This is a genomic window from Bacillus sp. FSL M8-0077 (genome assembly GCF_038050255.1).
GTDB lineage: Bacteria > Bacillota > Bacilli > Bacillales > Bacillaceae > Bacillus > Bacillus altitudinis.
Genome location: NZ_JBBPAF010000001.1, coordinates 670,014 through 686,089 on the forward strand (window position 1 = coordinate 670,014; position 16,076 = coordinate 686,089).

A 16,076-nucleotide genomic window follows, 5' to 3' on the forward strand; every position below is an offset into this window, starting at 1 on the left:
TCATCGGCATTCTTTTCACAATGTTAATAGTTTTGTTAAAAAAAACAAGAAAATCCATAAAGAATTTTCTTGTCCAATTACTGGGCTCTCTCCCAGGTAATCTTTGTTTCATTTGTTGTTTTCTTTCCTTTTGCCAGTACTTTTCCGTTTTCCTGTTTCACGGTAATATTTAGGTCATAAAAGGAGTAGAGGGCGCCGAGGCTGTCATTTTCCGGTTTATGCAGGTTGTTTTCCTTTTCAGTGGATGCACCAATAGCTAGTGTTTTGGCAAAGTTCAAACCAATGACTTCAGCGTAATCACTATTGGTCTCAGATGAAGCTGTCACGTTTAAGGAAATGACTTTTTTCTTTTGATCAACGGTGATTGTTGTGTCTTTTACGAGCTTAGACTGCTCCATGACCTCTTTCGTTTCATTTTGAATGCGTTGATTAATCGTTGGAAGTGCCGTAGATTCTGTTTTTTCTTCTTTTGCCGTATTTGAGCAAGCTGCTAGGATAGAGAAGGTTGCAACAAGACTCATGAAAACAAGTAGACTTTTTCTCACGTTCTTTCTCCTTTGTTCTTCAAAGTATGTATGCTTATGTTACCACGAATCGATGTTTTGATTAAAAGAGAAGTGTTGATAAGCTGTGAACAATCAAAAGCACCCAAAGGTGGGTGCTCATGTTTTATTGTGCTGAAAGGGTTGTACTAAGTGGGATAGACGAAATGACCGTGAATTTTGGAGTCGGAGCACCTGATTCTAGATTTTTGCGTAAAAGAGATGATTTGATGGTGCTGTCCCATTTTTTATAGACACTTCCAGATGTATTTGCACGAAGCTGTACATTAGAGAAACTTGCTTGCGAGTAGCTGTTTGTTCCATTATCTTGTACGCCGTGTACCATTTTGACGACATCGAGGTCTTTCAGACGACTAGGGTTGAAAACAGGCTGTTTATAACGCAGTTTCCCGTTGACGTATAGTGACACTGTGCCATCACCATTGTTGATGAGCTTTAAGTTGACACGTGCACCATCTTTAATACTTGAATCGTATTCGCTGTTCCAATATTGACTGCCGCCTTGGGAGCCGGTGCCCAGAAAGACCTTATAGCCAGAAGATGTTTTTGAAATCCCGCTTTCAACAACGGCAGAACCGAGGCCAAGATACCAGTCGGCATAGCCATTTTTAATGGTGGCTGTTTTTGGCAGCACAATATCAGCCGAGATACCTGACCATTTGGCTTCATCCGTTTGTGTCACGATGGCGCCGTGACGAGGACCAGCCGCAGAGGCAGGAATACTTGAAAGCATCAAAACGAAGATCAAACTTACACTCAAAACGATGAACCACTTTTTCATGAAAATTCCTCCTTATCTTTGATTCATTTCTATTATATAAAACGTAAGGGAGGGATCTACTGACAATGTTCTGGCTGTTTTTGGTGAAATTTATGAACAAAATCGGTCATTAAGTGGTCAACTTGTATTCGAATTGTAATGTGACTGTAAAATAACTGGGTGCATCTTCATGTATAATAGGGTCAGAAACCAAATACGGAGGATTTTTTAATGAATAAAAAGCTTATCGCGACAATCGTAACAGTAGCTAGTTTATTTTTAGCGTTTAGTTTCTCACATGGAGCAAGTGCAAAAAAAGTAAGCGGCAATATTACATGGTATAATGGTGTCGGTAAAAAAGGCGCAGATGGAAAAAAACTCGGTCATTGGGATGCAGCAACGAAAATGGGATTTGACGTACCGAAAAAAGGTACAAAACTAAGAGTGACAACAAAAGCGAAACCACATAAAGTGATTACAGTATATAAATATGATGTAGGTAGAATGCCAAACGCAGTATTAGACGTAAGTCCGAAAGCATTCAAAGCACTTGGGTATAAAACGAGTAAAGGTGTCGTCAAAGGGCATTACACTTATTAATACATAGGCATGCAAAGAAGCGGGAAAAGTTCATTTTCTGGCTTCTTTTCTTGTGGAGAGGGTCTGAAAGTCAATGAAAAAATCAACATGGTGGATCGTCACAGTGATTGGAGTCGCAGCAATTGCGGCCGTCATCTTCTTCATGATGAAGCCGGGGCAAGAGGCAAAACAGGCAGGAAAAGTGAAAACAAATCACGATGCAAAAGACGAATTGCTTGTTTCATTTACGGATCAAAAGTTAAACAATACTTATTACTTGCATGACAAGGCGCTTCATACAGAGAAACTGACAGCATATCCTTCAATTGCTTATGATCAGGTGAAACAGCTTTTATACTACACGTATACAGATGAAGACACACAAAAAGTAAGTATACGGGAATTAAATGTGAAAACGGATAAAGAAAAAACGCTCTTTACGAGTAACGATTCAATTGACAGTATGAGGCTTTCTGGTGACGGAAAGCAGTTATATCTAAGATATAACAAGGATTCTGGTGAGCAATTTTATGTCGCGTCTTTTGATTTGAAAACACAGAAAGTGAAAGTGTTATATCCAGAAAAAAGTGATGATGATACGGTGAGTTCGTTTGCTTATGATCCAGCATCAAATCTGTTGGCCATTCAGCATTATTCGTTAAAAGAGGATTATAAAAAGACGGATGAGGCAAATGAAAAAGGAATGGATCCTGAACCAACGACCATGAAGATTACCCTTCAAACAGGTGAGAAGGGAAAGCGAATTGCACGTATTTCTCAAACCATCAATGATATTTCTTTTTCACCAGATCATAAAAAACTCATTTATACAGAAGTGAAGGTTCGAAATGAAAAAGAAGTATCATCTATTAAGGTGATGGATGTAGATACAGGAAAAACGAAGACACTCGTTAAAAACAGCCAAGATGTGCGTATTTTAAGTGCTGCCCAGCCACAATTTTCTGCGGATGGTACATCTGTTTATTTCTTAGGTGTTGCAAAGAACGCAAAGGAATTAAAGGATGACACAGGACGAAAGGCGAAGGTCAGAACCATTTTTGAATACGATATAAAGAAGAAAACAGTAGAAGCTGCTTGGGAGAAAGAAGGCGGGATTGTTAACAATTTCACTATCAATCGATAAAAGATGCGCGTTCAGTTATTTCATATAACTGGACGTTTTTTTATTTTGTTAAGGGATGTGTCGGTGAAAAATGCTGATTTGAGAAATGAACATCACTTTTTAAGCAAGGAAATGAGTGGCATTTTTATATTTTGCTGCTGTGACAGAATGAACGTAAGAGAGTAAAATAAGTGGAAATAAAAAAACGAGAGGACAGAAGACTTCTCGTTTTTCCTTATTTATTTAGTGTTTTCATCTAGTAAGTTTTGAAAAATAAACAAGGCATTAATGGAATGAGGGAATCCTGCAACCTTTGTACAGTGCTTAATGATCTCCATAATCTCTATAACAGAGAGCCCGATATGTAATGCTTGTACAAAATGAGCTTTTAACTCTTCATCACAATCACCTTTTGCAATGAGAGCCGATAATGTGCTGATGGCCTTCTGTTTTTCATCTAATATGAAGTGATTGAATTCTTTTTGTTCACCGAGTTCAATTGTTAGTTGTTCAATGTTTGATCGAATGCTCTCGTTTTCATGAATTGAAAGCTTCTCCCTGTTACCTGCCACTGTTTCTTGCTTGACCTGGCAAGTCTCTTTTTCTTCATTCAAATTGAACTCCTCCGTTTTTTATGACGATTTTCTATTTGTTCGTGCATGTTTTCTTAAGTGCCTTTTGATAGAGGTAATGGGTATATAGTAGTATTATCGGTTTACTTCGTCAACTTTTTAAGTATGGAATGTTCAAATAAATGCCATTCATCCGATACATTGTTCGTTTTTTCATGGAGAATGAAAAGAAAATAGAGGGCTAATATATAAAAGCTGTTAGCCCTTTTATCATATTACGCAAATAACGGAAAGGAGGTTTCATATTTATTGAATGATATCCATCGGCCGCATCATGTCATAATCCTCGTGTTCTAAAATGTGACAATGCCACACATATCGTCCGCTATATGGGACAAACCGAGCGATGATGCGAATGACTTCACCGGCATGCGCCTGAATCGTATCCTTGTAGCCTTGTTCATGCAAAGGAGGCGCTTCATTTGGTCCTGTATACACGATTTCACCTGTTGATTGATAGATGTCTGTATCGAATGGTCTTCTATCAATCACTCTGAATTGAACAAGATGTAAATGAATAGGGTGTGTGCCTCTTGTTGGATTGACTATGGACCACACCTCTACACTCCCAAGTCGAGGATTTTCCGTGACAGGATCATTCCAAAACTGGTTATCTAGTAATAAAATTGGGCGCCCATATTTATCTTGTGTGCCAGTAAGGGTTAGCGTCCGCTCGTTATCAGCTCGGCTCGGCCGGAGCGGTGGCAGTGGTTTGAATATCGGACGTAATGTTTTAGCTGCTCTTCCTTTGAGCGGACGAGTGACTTTAAATTGCATAATGTTCGCATCTGTTTCTGGATTGACTTCCTGACCGCAGCCTGCCGTATTTTTTAAAACAATCGTTTTGTTTTCGTAAGCTGAGAAGTCGATGATGACATCAAAACGTTCTGCAGGTGCAATGCTAAAAGATTGATGATGAACAGGTCTTGGCAAAAAGCCGCCATCAGATCCAATTTGTAAGATTGTGGCGTCATTATCAAGATGAAGCTCGTAAGTTCTTGTATTGGACGCGTTTAAGATGCGAAAACGATATTTTCGCGGCTCTACTTCTAAATATGGCCATACTTTTCCATTGACTAAAATCGTTTCCCCGCAAAAAAATGGAACGATAGAGGGATCTGGAAGGTCACTATCTTCTGGTGTGTTATTTGGTCTGCTTGGGTAAAACAGTGCGCCATCCTCCTGAAACGTCCGGTCCATGATCATTAAAGGGATATCATATTCATCTTTCGGTAATTCGAGCGATTTTTCAAACGCATCTGAGATCAAATAAAAGCCAGCTAATCCGGCGTATACATTTAATCGTGTTAGTGCCATGGCATGATCGTGATACCATAATGTGCATGCTTGCTGGTGATTAGGGTATTCGTAAACCTCTCGTTCAAAGAAGGGGCCGGTCGCTTCAAAGTCTCGCGAAAACCAAGCCTCTGGATAACCGTCACTGCTTGCAGGTGTCACGCCTCCGTGCAGGTGAACGACTGTTTTGACTTCGGGTTCATCATGATGTCCAGCGTGAATGGTGTGATCGACAGGCAGAAAGTGTTTGAGCGGCAATTTGTTCATCCATTTCACTTTGACCTTTTCATTTCGATTCGCTTTAATGGTTGGACCAGGCAAACTGCCATTATAGGTCCATAGCTTGGTTGGGGGCAGATCTCTATGAACTTTTAGGAACACCTCCTCCATAGCCATTTCATAATATGTTTGTCTTGGGTTTTTTTTGACGGGCTCTGCGACTTCTGGAATTGGCAGCTCGTCAACAAACTTTTCTAGGTTCATGTTGACTAATCCTCACTTAAAATCAATTTGATACATTATAAGTGCGGACATCCAAATAGGTGAATAAAATAAAAAAACCGCTTTTCAGCGGGAGAATTAAGGGTGTTTATTTTCAAGCGCTGCACTTGCAGGCACTTTTTTATTTGGTTTAAAGATGAAGTAGGCGGCTAATACACTGATGGTAATGATGCTTGTCAGTATGAGCTGAGGTCTCATTGATTCGATAAACAGCATAGAGGCCAAGATGGCGCAGATGACCAAAATGGTAAAGTACGTAAGGTATGGGAACAGCCACATTTTGATTTTGAGTTGTTCTGGATTTTCTTTTTCAATTTTACGACGCATTCTTAATTGTGAAACGGCAATGACCAAGTAGACAAGAAGTGCAATGGCACCAGAGGCATTGACTAGAAATAGAAAGATGGTTTCAGGGTAAAAGTAGTTCATCATGACGGCAATATAGGAAAAGAAGGTACCTGCGACTGTCGCTGCTACAGGGACACCGCGTTTGCTGATTTTCATAAAACGTTTTGGTGCTTCGCCTCTTTCTGCTAATGAATAAAGCATTCTGGACGTTGTGTATAGGCCGGAGTTTAAACAAGAAAGAACGGCTGTTAAAACAATGACGTTCATGACTTGAGCGGCTGATGGGACACCGATGTATTCTAATACTGCAACGAACGGACTTGTTAAAATATTCGCTGAATTCCATGGGAGTAAAGTGACAACGACGGCGATCGACCCGACGTAGAACACAATAATACGCCATACAACTGAACGGGTAGCTGTTGTCACAGATTTGACAGGGTCTGCTGATTCACCTGCGGCAATTGCCACAATCTCGGTTCCCATGAAGGAAAAGATGACGACGACAATCCCGAGGAGCACAGAGCCAAATCCGTTTGGAAGGAAACCGCCATTCCCCGTTAAATTGGCAAGACCTGCAGTATGATGACCGCCAAAACCAAAGATAAATGTAAAACCAATGAGTAGGAATAGAATAATGCTGACGACTTTAATCAATGAAAACCAATATTCAAATTCGCCGAAAGATTTAACAGAAAAGATATTTGTCAAGGTTAAGAGGATTGTGAGGATAAGACTTGTGAGCCAAACAGGTGCATCTCCATACCAATATTGAATAATGGCAGCACCGGCAATGGCTTCGATGGCAATGACGATGACCCAGAAGAACCAGTAAAGCCAGCCGATTGTAAACCCAGCCCATGGGCCGATGGCGTCGCTCGCATATTGTGAGAAAGAGCCGCTTGTCGGATAGGCACAGGCCATTTCTCCAAGCATTCTCATAATAAAGATGACCAGAAGTCCGGCAAATGAATAGGAAAGAATCGATCCAGGCCCTGCAGAATGAATGACAGCACCACTACCAACAAATAGCCCTGCCCCAATGACCCCGGCAATGGAGATCATTGAAATATGTCTTGTCTTAAGGTTTTTTTGAAGACCGTTTGTCATGTTGGACATTTCCTTACCTCCAAACATTTCTCTTTTATTCAAGAGTTTGTTTTTAGAATATTTTAAATTTTATCATACTGAATTGTCATTCAGCATTGGACAGGTTATCAAACTGACATTTCAAACCTCTTAACATGATGTTAAAAAGTATAAAGGATTTGAGAGATTATGTTCCCTCATTTTCCTCTGCCCATTCTTAAAAATAGCATAAGAAGGAAGAAAGAAAAGTTGTGTTTTAAAATAAAATTATTCTGATAATTTAGTGGTAGAGTGGTTTTGTTCTTTTTCATTTTTCGAAGGGATTTTGAAAAACGTTGATGGGAGTAGGTCTTGAGGTCAATTGACCTTATAAAAATAAGTTTGCTTAGGTCAACACATTTCTATGTATCCTATTTTGCTGATTCAAGCGAATCATGTTGCTGTAGACCCACACGGGCTTGGCTTTGTAAGATAAATATAGAAAAGTAATGTGTGAGGAGGCGCTGTTCGGTATGGAGCGCTACAACGAATTAAGACAAGGTGAAACAGGTGCTTGGGTCAGCATCATAGCCTATGTGATCTTATCTGCTGTCAAATTAATCATTGGGTATGTGTTTCATTCAGAAGCCCTTTCCGCAGATGGCTTGAATAATACGACAGATATCATTGCCTCGCTTGCCGTATTAATTGGGCTGCGTATTTCTCAGAAGCCACCTGATGAGGATCATCCATACGGTCATTTTAGAGCTGAAAATATTGCGTCACTTGTGGCTTCCTTTATTATGATGCTTGTCGGGCTTCAGGTTTTGCTGAGTGCAGGCCAGTCGCTTTTCTCATCAGAGCATCAAACGCCTGATATGATTGCAGCTTGGACGGCAGCAGGAAGTGCTGTTGTGATGTATGGCGTGTATATGTATAACCGTAAACTGTCTAAACGAATTAATAGCCAGGCGCTATATGCGGCAGCGGCTGATAATAAATCAGATGCTTATGTGAGTATCGGTACGTTTGTCGGAATTATCGCCTCTCAATTTCAGCTGGCATGGGTTGATACGCTTGCTGCGTTTGTGATTGGCTTAATTATCTGTAAAACGGCGTGGGAGATTTTCAGAGATGCGTCTCATTCGTTAACGGATGGTTTTCATATAAAAGATATGTCTAAATATAAAGAGACGATTGAAGCGACACCAGGAGTGGGCGATTTGAAAGACATTAAAGCTCGTTATCTTGGAAGCACCGTCCATGTGGATGTGGTCGTTGAAGTAGAACCGCATTTAAACATTGCAGAAAGCCATGATATTGCAGATGAAATTGAACGCAGAATGAAAAAGGAACATGATATTCTACACTCTCATGTTCATATGGAACCAGCAAGTGAGCCTAAAGAGGAGCAGAAGTCTTTTCCATCGTGAGAAGGCTTCTTTTTTCTACGTGTTGATGTTTCATGCAAATGCGCGTTGTATGGTAAAGTTAGACTATATGAAAATTGACGGAAACGTGATAGGAGGATCAGGATGGCATTTGATGAACCGATGCATTCAGATTTACAAAAAATCGTAGATAACATCAATAAAGTGATGGTGGGGAAAAAAGATATTGCGATATTAAGCCTTGTTGCAATTTTGGCGAAGGGGCATGTGCTATTAGAGGATGTGCCTGGCGTTGGGAAGACCATGATGGTTCGTGCTCTGGCAAAATCCATTGGGTGTGAGTTTAAGCGAATCCAATTTACGCCTGACCTTTTGCCTTCAGATGTAACAGGTGTGTCGATTTATAATAAAAAGACAAACGAGTTTGAATTTAGACAAGGACCGATTATGGGGCAGATTATTTTGGCTGATGAAATCAACCGAACCTCTCCTAAAACACAGTCAGCCCTTCTTGAAGCGATGGAAGAAGGCAGTGTCACAGTGGACGGAGAAACGATGCCGCTAGCAGATCCTTTCTTTGTGATGGCTACACAAAATCCAGTGGAATATGAAGGGACCTATCCACTTCCTGAAGCGCAAATGGACCGTTTCTTATTTAAGCTGCAGATGGGGTATCCAACCATGCTGGAGGAGCTTGAGGTGCTGAATTTGCAGGAGAAGCAATCGCCAATTGACACGCTTCAGGCAGTCATGACAAAAGATCATATCCGTGCTTTGCAGCAAGCGGTTCAGACCGTACATGTGGATGCATCGATTAAAGAATATATTGTCGAAATCGCCCAAGTGACGCGGAATCATCCGTCTGTCTATTTAGGCGTGAGCCCAAGGGGTTCGATTGCATTGATGAAAGCGGCTCAGGCGTATGCGCTGCTGAACAGGCGGGATTATGTGATTCCTGATGATGTACAGTATTTGGCGCCTTACACATTGCCGCATCGCATGATTTTGACATCAGAAGCAACGTATGAAGGGAAGAAGGCGGAGACACTGCTGCGACAAATGATTGAGCAAATTGGCGTACCAGTTCAAAAGTCGATGACTCAATGAAGTCACGTGACCGTTTCGCTTTTTCACTATGGTTACGGGTGTTTATGCTCCTTCTCCTCACGGCAACAGCCTTTTGCTATGCCATGTTTCAGGGCGGCTTTGTGAGCTGGTTCCTTTTCTATGCATTTTCACCATATGCTTTGTATGCTTTGTTGTTTGCCCTTGTTCCACTTCGTGCAACAGCCAAAAGGACATTACAGCATACCCGGTTAAAGGCAGGGGATGTGCTGTCTGTTGACCTTGAAATCAAGCGGACGAATTTATTTCCGTATGTGTATGTCATACTTGAGGATGATCCGCCGGATACCTTTCATTTACAGGAACAGATTGAAATGAAACGAATGGTCTTTCCGTGGTTTCGGAAAACGTGGCGATTTTCTTATCAATTAAATGATATCGTGCGGGGAGAGCATCAATTGACGGCGGTTAGAATTAAAACCGGTGACATGTTTGGGTTTGTTGAAAAAGAAGTGATTCTTCCATTAGAGAAAAAACTGCTTGTGTATCCGAAAATGTTGGATATTCCGGTTGAATCTGCTGCATCGGTAAATGAAAATGGGGGCAAAGCGGTGCACTCTTGGTTAAATGAACCGACAAATGTGACGACAGGTGTGCGTGAATACCAGCAAGGAGACCGTTTCGCTTGGGTGGACTGGAAGACAACAGCTAGAAGAGGTCAGCTTATGACGAAAGAGTTTGAACAGAATCAGACAAAAGATCTTGTGGTGTTTGCTGATTTTACAGATGAAGCCGCTTTTGAAACGATTGTGTCTATGGCCGCATCGGTTCTGCAAACGGCTGTGAAAAAAGGGGTGCCGGTAGGCCTTGTCCCGCTTGGCGATCAGCACTTATTTCGAGTGGATCAAGGAGAGTGGCACTTACAGGATATGCTCTACTATTTAACAAAGGTGCAGTATCAGCCTTCTCGTTCACCTGATTATCAATCATTAACAGCGAGTGAGCACCAGCAGACAGGAAAGTATGTGGTGACAGGTCATCTGCAAGAAGAGCTTGCTGCCATTTTACTTGGGAATCGAAACAGAAAGAACATCACCGTTCTTTTAGTGAAGAGAGCCGTTGATCGATTGACGGCAAAAGAAAAACAGCTTGTGGACCGGCTTAAAGCTTCTGGGATACACACGACCCTTTTATTTGAGGACCGGCTGCACGAAAGAACTGTGAGGTGACAAACATTTATGCTGCATATGCATCAGCGGCAAAGTCGTTTTGAGTTGTTCATCTATTATGCTGTCGCATTTCTGCTACTTTGGGAGTGGCTTCGTCCGCTTCAAGATTTTACAGAGACGAGTCATACGTCTTATTTCATCATTTTTATAGGGCTTACGTGTTTGTTTACGTTCTTTCGATTGAAGTGGTATGTGACGTTTCCTATTTGTGCTGGATTGATTTTGCTCGCATTATATTTGATTTTTTATCAATCAGAGCCAAGTTATCTGCCTGCGCTGTTTGCTGATATTAAAGATAATATTTCTTTGATGAGCATGGGCATGTGGAGTGACATGTATCCGTCTTTTCGCACATTGTTGTTTTATATTTTGCTTTGGCTACTTGTTTATTTACTTCATTATTGGGTTGTGTATCAGCAGCGTATCTTTTTCTTTTTACTGATGACGATTGTATATGTCACGATTCTTGATACGTTTACGCCTTATGATGCGACTTTTGCGATCGTTCGAATTATGGTATTTGGCTTTTGTTTGCTTGGCCTGCTCTATTTTGACCGGCTTCGTTCGGCTGAAGGTGTGCGGGTGTCACAGAAAGCGCGTCTCAATTGGTTCTTACCCATGCTGGCGCTTGTTCTTGTATCAGCATCACTCGGTGCTTCTTTGCCAAAATCTGATCCGAAATGGCCTGACCCAGTCCCGTTTTTTAAAGCGGTCACGAATCAAGATGGTTCTGCCGGGCAGAATAAGGTGGGATATAGTGCGGATGATTCGTCGCTTGGGGGACCGTTTAGTGAGGACCGTACACCGGTATTTAAATGGAGCGGAAAAGAGCCGTCTTATTTTCGTGTAGAAACAAAAAGTATTTACACGGGGAAAGGCTGGGAGGATGCTTCAAATGATACGAAACCTACTCGGTTAAAAGGGAATGATGTGCCGAACCGGTGGTTTACTAATCGCGTGAAAACAGAGGAGCATGAAACGAGAGTCGATATGGAATCAGATTATCGATTTAATCATGCTGTTTATCCGATCGGTACGGTTATGCTGACGCCAATGGAAAACATTCCACTGCAAATGATGGGCAAAACGGAGAAGATTGTGCCGTCTACTCAAAACCCGCCTGAAAATTTAGGGAACTATCGAGTCAGCTTCTTATCACCTACATTTATCCTAGAGGATTTACAGCGAATCAAAGTGCCGACCAAGAAGCAAGTGAATCAGCAGGTCGGACGTGAATACTTGCAGCTCCCATCCTCGCTGCCAGAGCGTGTGAAAACATTGGCGAACAGCTTAACGGAAACGAAGGATAATATGTATGATAAAGCAAAAGCGATTGAGGATTATTTGGGATCTGCGAAGTTTTCATATGAAACCCAAAATGTCGCTGTGCCTGGACGTAACGAAGACTACGTGGATCAGTTTTTATTTGATACGATGATTGGATATTGTGATAACTTTTCAACCTCGATGATTGTCATGCTTCGCTCGATTGGAATTCCGGCGAGATGGGTGAAAGGATATACGTCTGGTCAGTTATATGAAACACAAATGGATGGAAACAATGTGTATGAAGTGACCAATAACAATGCGCATTCATGGGTAGAGGTTTATTTTCCAAATCGGGGCTGGGTGACCTTTGAACCGACAAAAGGGTTTACGAACCCAGAGACATTTATGAATGAAACCACGGCTAACAACGACCAAACGGATGATCAACAGGATGAAAAAGATCAGCCTGCGTCTGATGAACAAGAAAACGAGCAGACACAGCAGCCGCAGCAACAAGAGCCAGAACAGGCGGCAAAACAAGAGGAACAAGCAGCTAAAGCAAAGCCAAGTATGGTTCATGTTGGTTCAATCTTGGGCTACGCAGCAGGTGCGATTGTCCTTCTTGGCTTCATAGGCTGGATGCTTTACCGGTTCAGAGCAAGATGGCTGCCAATCTTTATTGTGAGAAAGGTAAAACGTCTGCCAGATGAGGAAGCCTTTTTCTATGCGTATGCTGCTCTATTAAAGCAGCTAAGGCGCAGAGGGATCGAGAAAAAGCCAGGTATGACGCTAAGAGAATTTGCTTCTTTGATCGATGGCAAGGAAGGAGATCATCACATGTCTGAGCTGACGCAGCTCTATGAGCGGGCGCTCTACAGGCGAGAAGATGCGTCGGCGCTTTGGCGGCAGTCGGTGAAGTTATGGGAAAATTTAATAAACAGGAGATAGTCTTGACCCCGTACCTTCCTGTTGTTAGAATAGGTGAATATTAAAACCTTCTAAAATACATGAAATTGAAGCGTTCGGATGTGAGTCTGGGCGCTTCAAAAGCGTGATTTACACTGAGAGCAGGTTTTCTCCTCTCATTTTTTCTGTGCGTTTATAAAAACTATATTGGACATAGAGGTGACACCATGACAAATTTAGTAAATGAAATGATTTTGGTTCTCGATTTCGGTAGTCAGTACAATCAATTGATCACTCGCCGTATTCGTGAATTTGGTGTGTACAGTGAGCTTCATCCGCACACTTTAACTGCTGAAGAAATTAAAGAAATGGCGCCGAAAGGAATCATCCTTTCTGGTGGACCAAACAGTGTATATGATGAAGGATCTTTCCGTTGTGACGAAAAGATTTTTGATCTAGGCATTCCAGTTCTAGGCATTTGCTACGGTATGCAGCTAATGACTCACTATTTAGGCGGGAAAGTAGAAGCGGCAAGCCAACGTGAATATGGAAAAGCAGACATCCATATTAACGGAACACCTGCTTTATTCAAAGACCTTCCAACGGATCAAGTCGTTTGGATGAGCCATGGTGACCTTGTCGTTGAAGTACCAGAAGGCTTTACAGTTGATGCAACAAGTGCACATTGTCCAAACTCAGCGATGAGCTTAGCTGAGAAGAATTTCTATGGCGTTCAGTTCCACCCAGAGGTACGTCACTCTGAGTACGGAAATGATCTATTGAAGAACTTTGTCTTCGGCGTATGTGACTGCGATGGCAAATGGTCAATGGAGAACTTCATTGAAATCGAAATGCAGAAAATCCGTCAAACAGTAGGCGACAAACAAGTATTGTGCGCACTAAGCGGCGGTGTAGATTCATCTGTTGTGGCGGTATTGATCCACAAAGCCATCGGCGATCAGCTGACATGTATTTTCGTTGACCACGGTCTTCTTCGTAAAGGCGAAGCTGAAGGGGTAATGAAAACATTTAGCGAAGGTTTCAACATGAACGTGATTAAAGTAGATGCGAAAGATCGCTTCTTAAACAAGCTAAAAGGTGTGTCTGATCCTGAGCAAAAACGTAAAATCATCGGTAACGAATTCATCTATGTATTCGATGACGAGGCGGACAAGCTAAAAGGAATCGACTACTTAGCACAAGGAACTCTTTACACTGACATCATTGAGAGCGGGACAGCAACGGCACAAACAATCAAATCTCACCACAACGTAGGCGGTCTTCCAGAAGACATGCAGTTCGAATTGATTGAGCCACTCAATACGCTATTCAAGGATGAAGTCCGTGCTCTAGGTTCAGAGCTAGGTATTCCTGACGACATCGTGTGGAGACAGCCATTCCCAGGTCCAGGACTAGGAATCCGTGTACTAGGTGAAATTTCTGAAGAAAAACTAGAAATCGTCCGTGAATCTGATGCGATTTTACGAGAAGAAATTGCCAACTTCGGCCTTGAGCGCGACATCTGGCAATACTTCACAGTCCTCCCAGACATCCGCAGCGTAGGTGTCATGGGCGACGCAAGAACATACGACTACACAATCGGTATCCGTGCTGTTACATCTATTGACGGTATGACGAGTGACTGGGCAAGAATCCCTTGGGATGTGCTTGAGAAGATCTCGACTCGTATCGTGAATGAAGTGAAGCATATTAACCGCGTGGTGTATGATATTACGAGTAAGCCGCCTGCTACGATTGAGTGGGAATAAGACATATAAATAAGTTGGTCTGTAAAAGCCTATTTATTGACTTTTTTGTATACTGATAAAGGTTGAGAACAACCTTAAAATAAATAGTTCCCCACCAAAAAACCCCCCAAGAAATTCTTGGGAGGTTTTTTTATTGTTAAGGAAATAATATTCTTGAATTGTAAATCACGCTATGAACTAAACTTAAATTCATTTTTAACTACAAAACGACCTTTAGTCGCTATACCTTTTTCTTCATAAGCTTTAAACAGTTCCTCTATTTCTTGTTCATGGTAAGTATAGTTACTTTTATTAGAGAGATTTGCAATTAAATTCATATCTGCAAATACCTTGGAAAGACGAGTCTGTGCTATTTCTCTAAACTTATCATTTTTTTCATTATTAATTTTATCTGTTCTAAAAGTAAAAGTTTTTGTTAACACTTTTTTCTCTGCAGAAGCTTCAAAAAATGACCTTATCTCAATTCCTTTTTCTTCATAAGCTTCAAACATTTCATTTACTTCTTCAATGGTGTAATCATAATATCGCTTATTGGCTAAATTCTCTATTAATGACATTGTTGAAAATACTCTTGAAAGACGATTTTCTGCTATTCTTCTAAATTTATCATGTCTACTTTCCACTTCTAGCCCCCCTATCCTAATATATTCTAACATTCACTAAGGTTATTATACAAATAATTATTGTATACACGTGTGTATGTGATATATTTAATTTTTTTGAATTGATTTAATAACATTAAAATGTTATAGTATCAAATAACACTATATATGTTGTGTACACATGTGTTTTGCTATTTAATTAATGAAAATGGGGGTGAAAGGATGAATTCGGAGTTTGAAGATATATTGGACAAGCTTCTAAAGGGAGAGTATTCAGCAAGAACGATTCGCAAGGTCCATAGTCAAGAAAAGAAAATTAGAGGAGTAAAAAATGTTCCTCATTATGACCTTGAAGAAACAGCTAGAAAAAAGTTAGAGGAAATTTTCAATGCTGGGGTTCACTCTAAATATGCAAGAGAAGTATTAACAGTGCTCGAATACTCGAATAATCATAATCATTACAAAACAGATGCTTTATTGATAGACGATATTGTCAATCATAAGAGAATTGTATTTAACAATTATCTTATCGAGTATCGGTAAATCAAATAGAGAGTAGCTAAGTGGTTGCTCTCTATTGAAAAATTTTTGGGGGATAAAATGGAAAATAAAATCGAAGTGGTAAAAGAGTTTTTTCTTGAATCTTTAGTGATTCTTTTGCCGTTAATTATTTCATATTTACTACTAGGTATGTGGCTATCTGATGTTACGGATTTTGGTAGAGCATATGTATTACCTTCCGGTGTATCGGATTCCCGCGAGATTTATGAATCAGTAGTAAAATACGGTTGGATAGAGTTTGATTCCATGGGTCAAGGGTTTAAGAATTACAGTTTTGAATTCTCCCACATTTTTTGGGGCGGTTTAATATCGGTAATTCTCCTGATTTTAATTGGCAAGCTAATCCATGTGAGGCTTTCTAAATTAATAGGGAATAGAGTCAATATTAAAAAATAGAACTTGAAAGGGCGTTAG

The 16,076-nt window shown here is 40.8% G+C and carries 15 protein-coding genes; 9 read left to right on the forward strand and 6 right to left on the reverse strand.

All coding sequences use genetic code 11. The annotated features are described in order from the left end of the window. Positions 1-77: 77 nt before the first annotated feature. Together NST57_RS03340 and NST57_RS03345 are read right to left on the reverse strand one after the other, a co-directional pair. Positions 78-545, reverse strand: coding sequence for a hypothetical protein (locus NST57_RS03340; RefSeq protein WP_008344358.1), 468 nt, complete (start codon positions 543-545; stop codon positions 78-80). Between the two features lie 124 nt (positions 546-669). Beyond that, complete coding sequence (locus NST57_RS03345; protein ID WP_341298037.1) at positions 670-1,344, reverse strand: hypothetical protein; 675 nt, start codon at positions 1,342-1,344, stop codon at positions 670-672. A gap of 210 nt (positions 1,345-1,554) precedes the next feature. Between NST57_RS03345 and NST57_RS03350 the strand changes: the two genes are divergently transcribed. Then, a complete protein-coding gene (locus tag NST57_RS03350) occupies positions 1,555-1,923 on the forward strand; it encodes an RlpA-like double-psi beta-barrel domain-containing protein (protein WP_003213878.1) in 369 nt (122 codons plus the stop codon). Between the two features lie 73 nt (positions 1,924-1,996). Beyond that, positions 1,997-3,046, forward strand: a complete 1,050-nt coding sequence (locus tag NST57_RS03355) for a hypothetical protein (RefSeq protein ID WP_341298038.1) — start codon at positions 1,997-1,999, stop codon at positions 3,044-3,046. Positions 3,047-3,264: 218 nt separating this feature from the next. Here the strand turns inward: NST57_RS03355 and NST57_RS03360 are convergent, their stop codons facing one another. The 3 genes from NST57_RS03360 to gabP form a co-directional block, all read right to left on the reverse strand. Continuing rightward, the gene (locus tag NST57_RS03360) at positions 3,265-3,639 is read right to left on the reverse strand and encodes a carboxymuconolactone decarboxylase family protein (RefSeq protein ID WP_142154212.1); all 375 of its coding nucleotides are present in this window, start codon (positions 3,637-3,639) and stop codon (positions 3,265-3,267) included. A gap of 264 nt (positions 3,640-3,903) precedes the next feature. Then, positions 3,904-5,436, reverse strand: a complete 1,533-nt coding sequence (locus NST57_RS03365) for a multicopper oxidase domain-containing protein (RefSeq protein WP_142154214.1) — start codon at positions 5,434-5,436, stop codon at positions 3,904-3,906. A 96-nt stretch (positions 5,437-5,532) separates the two neighbouring features. Next, entirely contained in the window at positions 5,533-6,921 is a 1,389-nt protein-coding gene (gene gabP, locus NST57_RS03370; RefSeq protein WP_341298039.1) for a GABA permease, read from the reverse strand. A 482-nt stretch (positions 6,922-7,403) separates the two neighbouring features. Between gabP and NST57_RS03375 the strand changes: the two genes are divergently transcribed. The 5 genes from NST57_RS03375 to guaA all read left to right on the forward strand — a co-directional run bounded on the left by NST57_RS03375 (position 7,404) and on the right by guaA (position 14,499). After that, on the forward strand, positions 7,404-8,303 hold the full coding sequence (locus NST57_RS03375) for a cation diffusion facilitator family transporter (RefSeq protein WP_142154218.1): 900 nt from the start codon (positions 7,404-7,406) through the stop codon (positions 8,301-8,303). A gap of 102 nt (positions 8,304-8,405) precedes the next feature. Continuing rightward, on the forward strand, positions 8,406-9,368 hold the full coding sequence (locus NST57_RS03380; RefSeq protein ID WP_142154220.1) for an AAA family ATPase: 963 nt from the start codon (positions 8,406-8,408) through the stop codon (positions 9,366-9,368). After that, positions 9,365-10,555: a DUF58 domain-containing protein gene (locus NST57_RS03385; protein ID WP_341298040.1), complete on the forward strand. Its 1,191-nt coding sequence runs from the start codon at positions 9,365-9,367 to the stop codon at positions 10,553-10,555. The genes NST57_RS03380 and NST57_RS03385 overlap by 4 nt, the downstream gene beginning before the upstream one ends. Positions 10,556-10,564: 9 nt before the next feature. Further along, entirely contained in the window at positions 10,565-12,772 is a 2,208-nt protein-coding gene (locus tag NST57_RS03390) for a transglutaminase TgpA family protein (RefSeq protein ID WP_341298041.1), read from the forward strand. 185 nt (positions 12,773-12,957) lie between these two features. Continuing rightward, positions 12,958-14,499: a glutamine-hydrolyzing GMP synthase gene (guaA, locus tag NST57_RS03395; RefSeq protein WP_008344342.1), complete on the forward strand. Its 1,542-nt coding sequence runs from the start codon at positions 12,958-12,960 to the stop codon at positions 14,497-14,499. A gap of 170 nt (positions 14,500-14,669) precedes the next feature. On the opposite strand, the gene NST57_RS03400 is transcribed toward guaA, so the two are convergent. Further along, the gene (locus tag NST57_RS03400) at positions 14,670-15,122 is read right to left on the reverse strand and encodes a hypothetical protein (RefSeq protein ID WP_116307536.1); all 453 of its coding nucleotides are present in this window, start codon (positions 15,120-15,122) and stop codon (positions 14,670-14,672) included. 201 nt (positions 15,123-15,323) lie between these two features. Between NST57_RS03400 and NST57_RS03405 the strand changes: the two genes are divergently transcribed. Both NST57_RS03405 and NST57_RS03410 read left to right on the forward strand, forming a co-directional pair. After that, complete coding sequence (locus NST57_RS03405) at positions 15,324-15,644, forward strand: hypothetical protein (RefSeq protein ID WP_061418139.1); 321 nt, start codon at positions 15,324-15,326, stop codon at positions 15,642-15,644. Positions 15,645-15,701: 57 nt separating this feature from the next. Then, a complete protein-coding gene (locus NST57_RS03410) occupies positions 15,702-16,058 on the forward strand; it encodes a hypothetical protein (RefSeq protein ID WP_061418142.1) in 357 nt (118 codons plus the stop codon). Positions 16,059-16,076 lie beyond the last annotated feature (18 nt).

Excerpts from the sequence above, each read along its gene's own strand:
- NST57_RS03345 (WP_341298037.1), bottom strand. The coding sequence starts at position 1,344 with ATGAAAAAGTGGTTCATCGTTTTGAGTGTAAGTTTGATCTTCGTTTTG.
- NST57_RS03350 (WP_003213878.1), top strand. The coding sequence starts at position 1,555 with ATGAATAAAAAGCTTATCGCGACAATCGTAACAGTAGCTAGTTTATTT.
- NST57_RS03355 (WP_341298038.1), top strand. The coding sequence starts at position 1,997 with ATGAAAAAATCAACATGGTGGATCGTCACAGTGATTGGAGTCGCAGCA.
- NST57_RS03365 (WP_142154214.1), bottom strand. The coding sequence starts at position 5,436 with ATGAACCTAGAAAAGTTTGTTGACGAGCTGCCAATTCCAGAAGTCGCA.
- gabP (WP_341298039.1), bottom strand. The coding sequence starts at position 6,921 with ATGTCCAACATGACAAACGGTCTTCAAAAAAACCTTAAGACAAGACAT.
- NST57_RS03375 (WP_142154218.1), top strand. The coding sequence starts at position 7,404 with ATGGAGCGCTACAACGAATTAAGACAAGGTGAAACAGGTGCTTGGGTC.
- NST57_RS03380 (WP_142154220.1), top strand. The coding sequence starts at position 8,406 with ATGGCATTTGATGAACCGATGCATTCAGATTTACAAAAAATCGTAGAT.
- NST57_RS03385 (WP_341298040.1), top strand. The coding sequence starts at position 9,365 with ATGAAGTCACGTGACCGTTTCGCTTTTTCACTATGGTTACGGGTGTTT.
- NST57_RS03390 (WP_341298041.1), top strand. The coding sequence starts at position 10,565 with ATGCTGCATATGCATCAGCGGCAAAGTCGTTTTGAGTTGTTCATCTAT.
- guaA (WP_008344342.1), top strand. The coding sequence starts at position 12,958 with ATGACAAATTTAGTAAATGAAATGATTTTGGTTCTCGATTTCGGTAGT.
- NST57_RS03405 (WP_061418139.1), top strand. The coding sequence starts at position 15,324 with ATGAATTCGGAGTTTGAAGATATATTGGACAAGCTTCTAAAGGGAGAG.
- NST57_RS03410 (WP_061418142.1), top strand. The coding sequence starts at position 15,702 with ATGGAAAATAAAATCGAAGTGGTAAAAGAGTTTTTTCTTGAATCTTTA.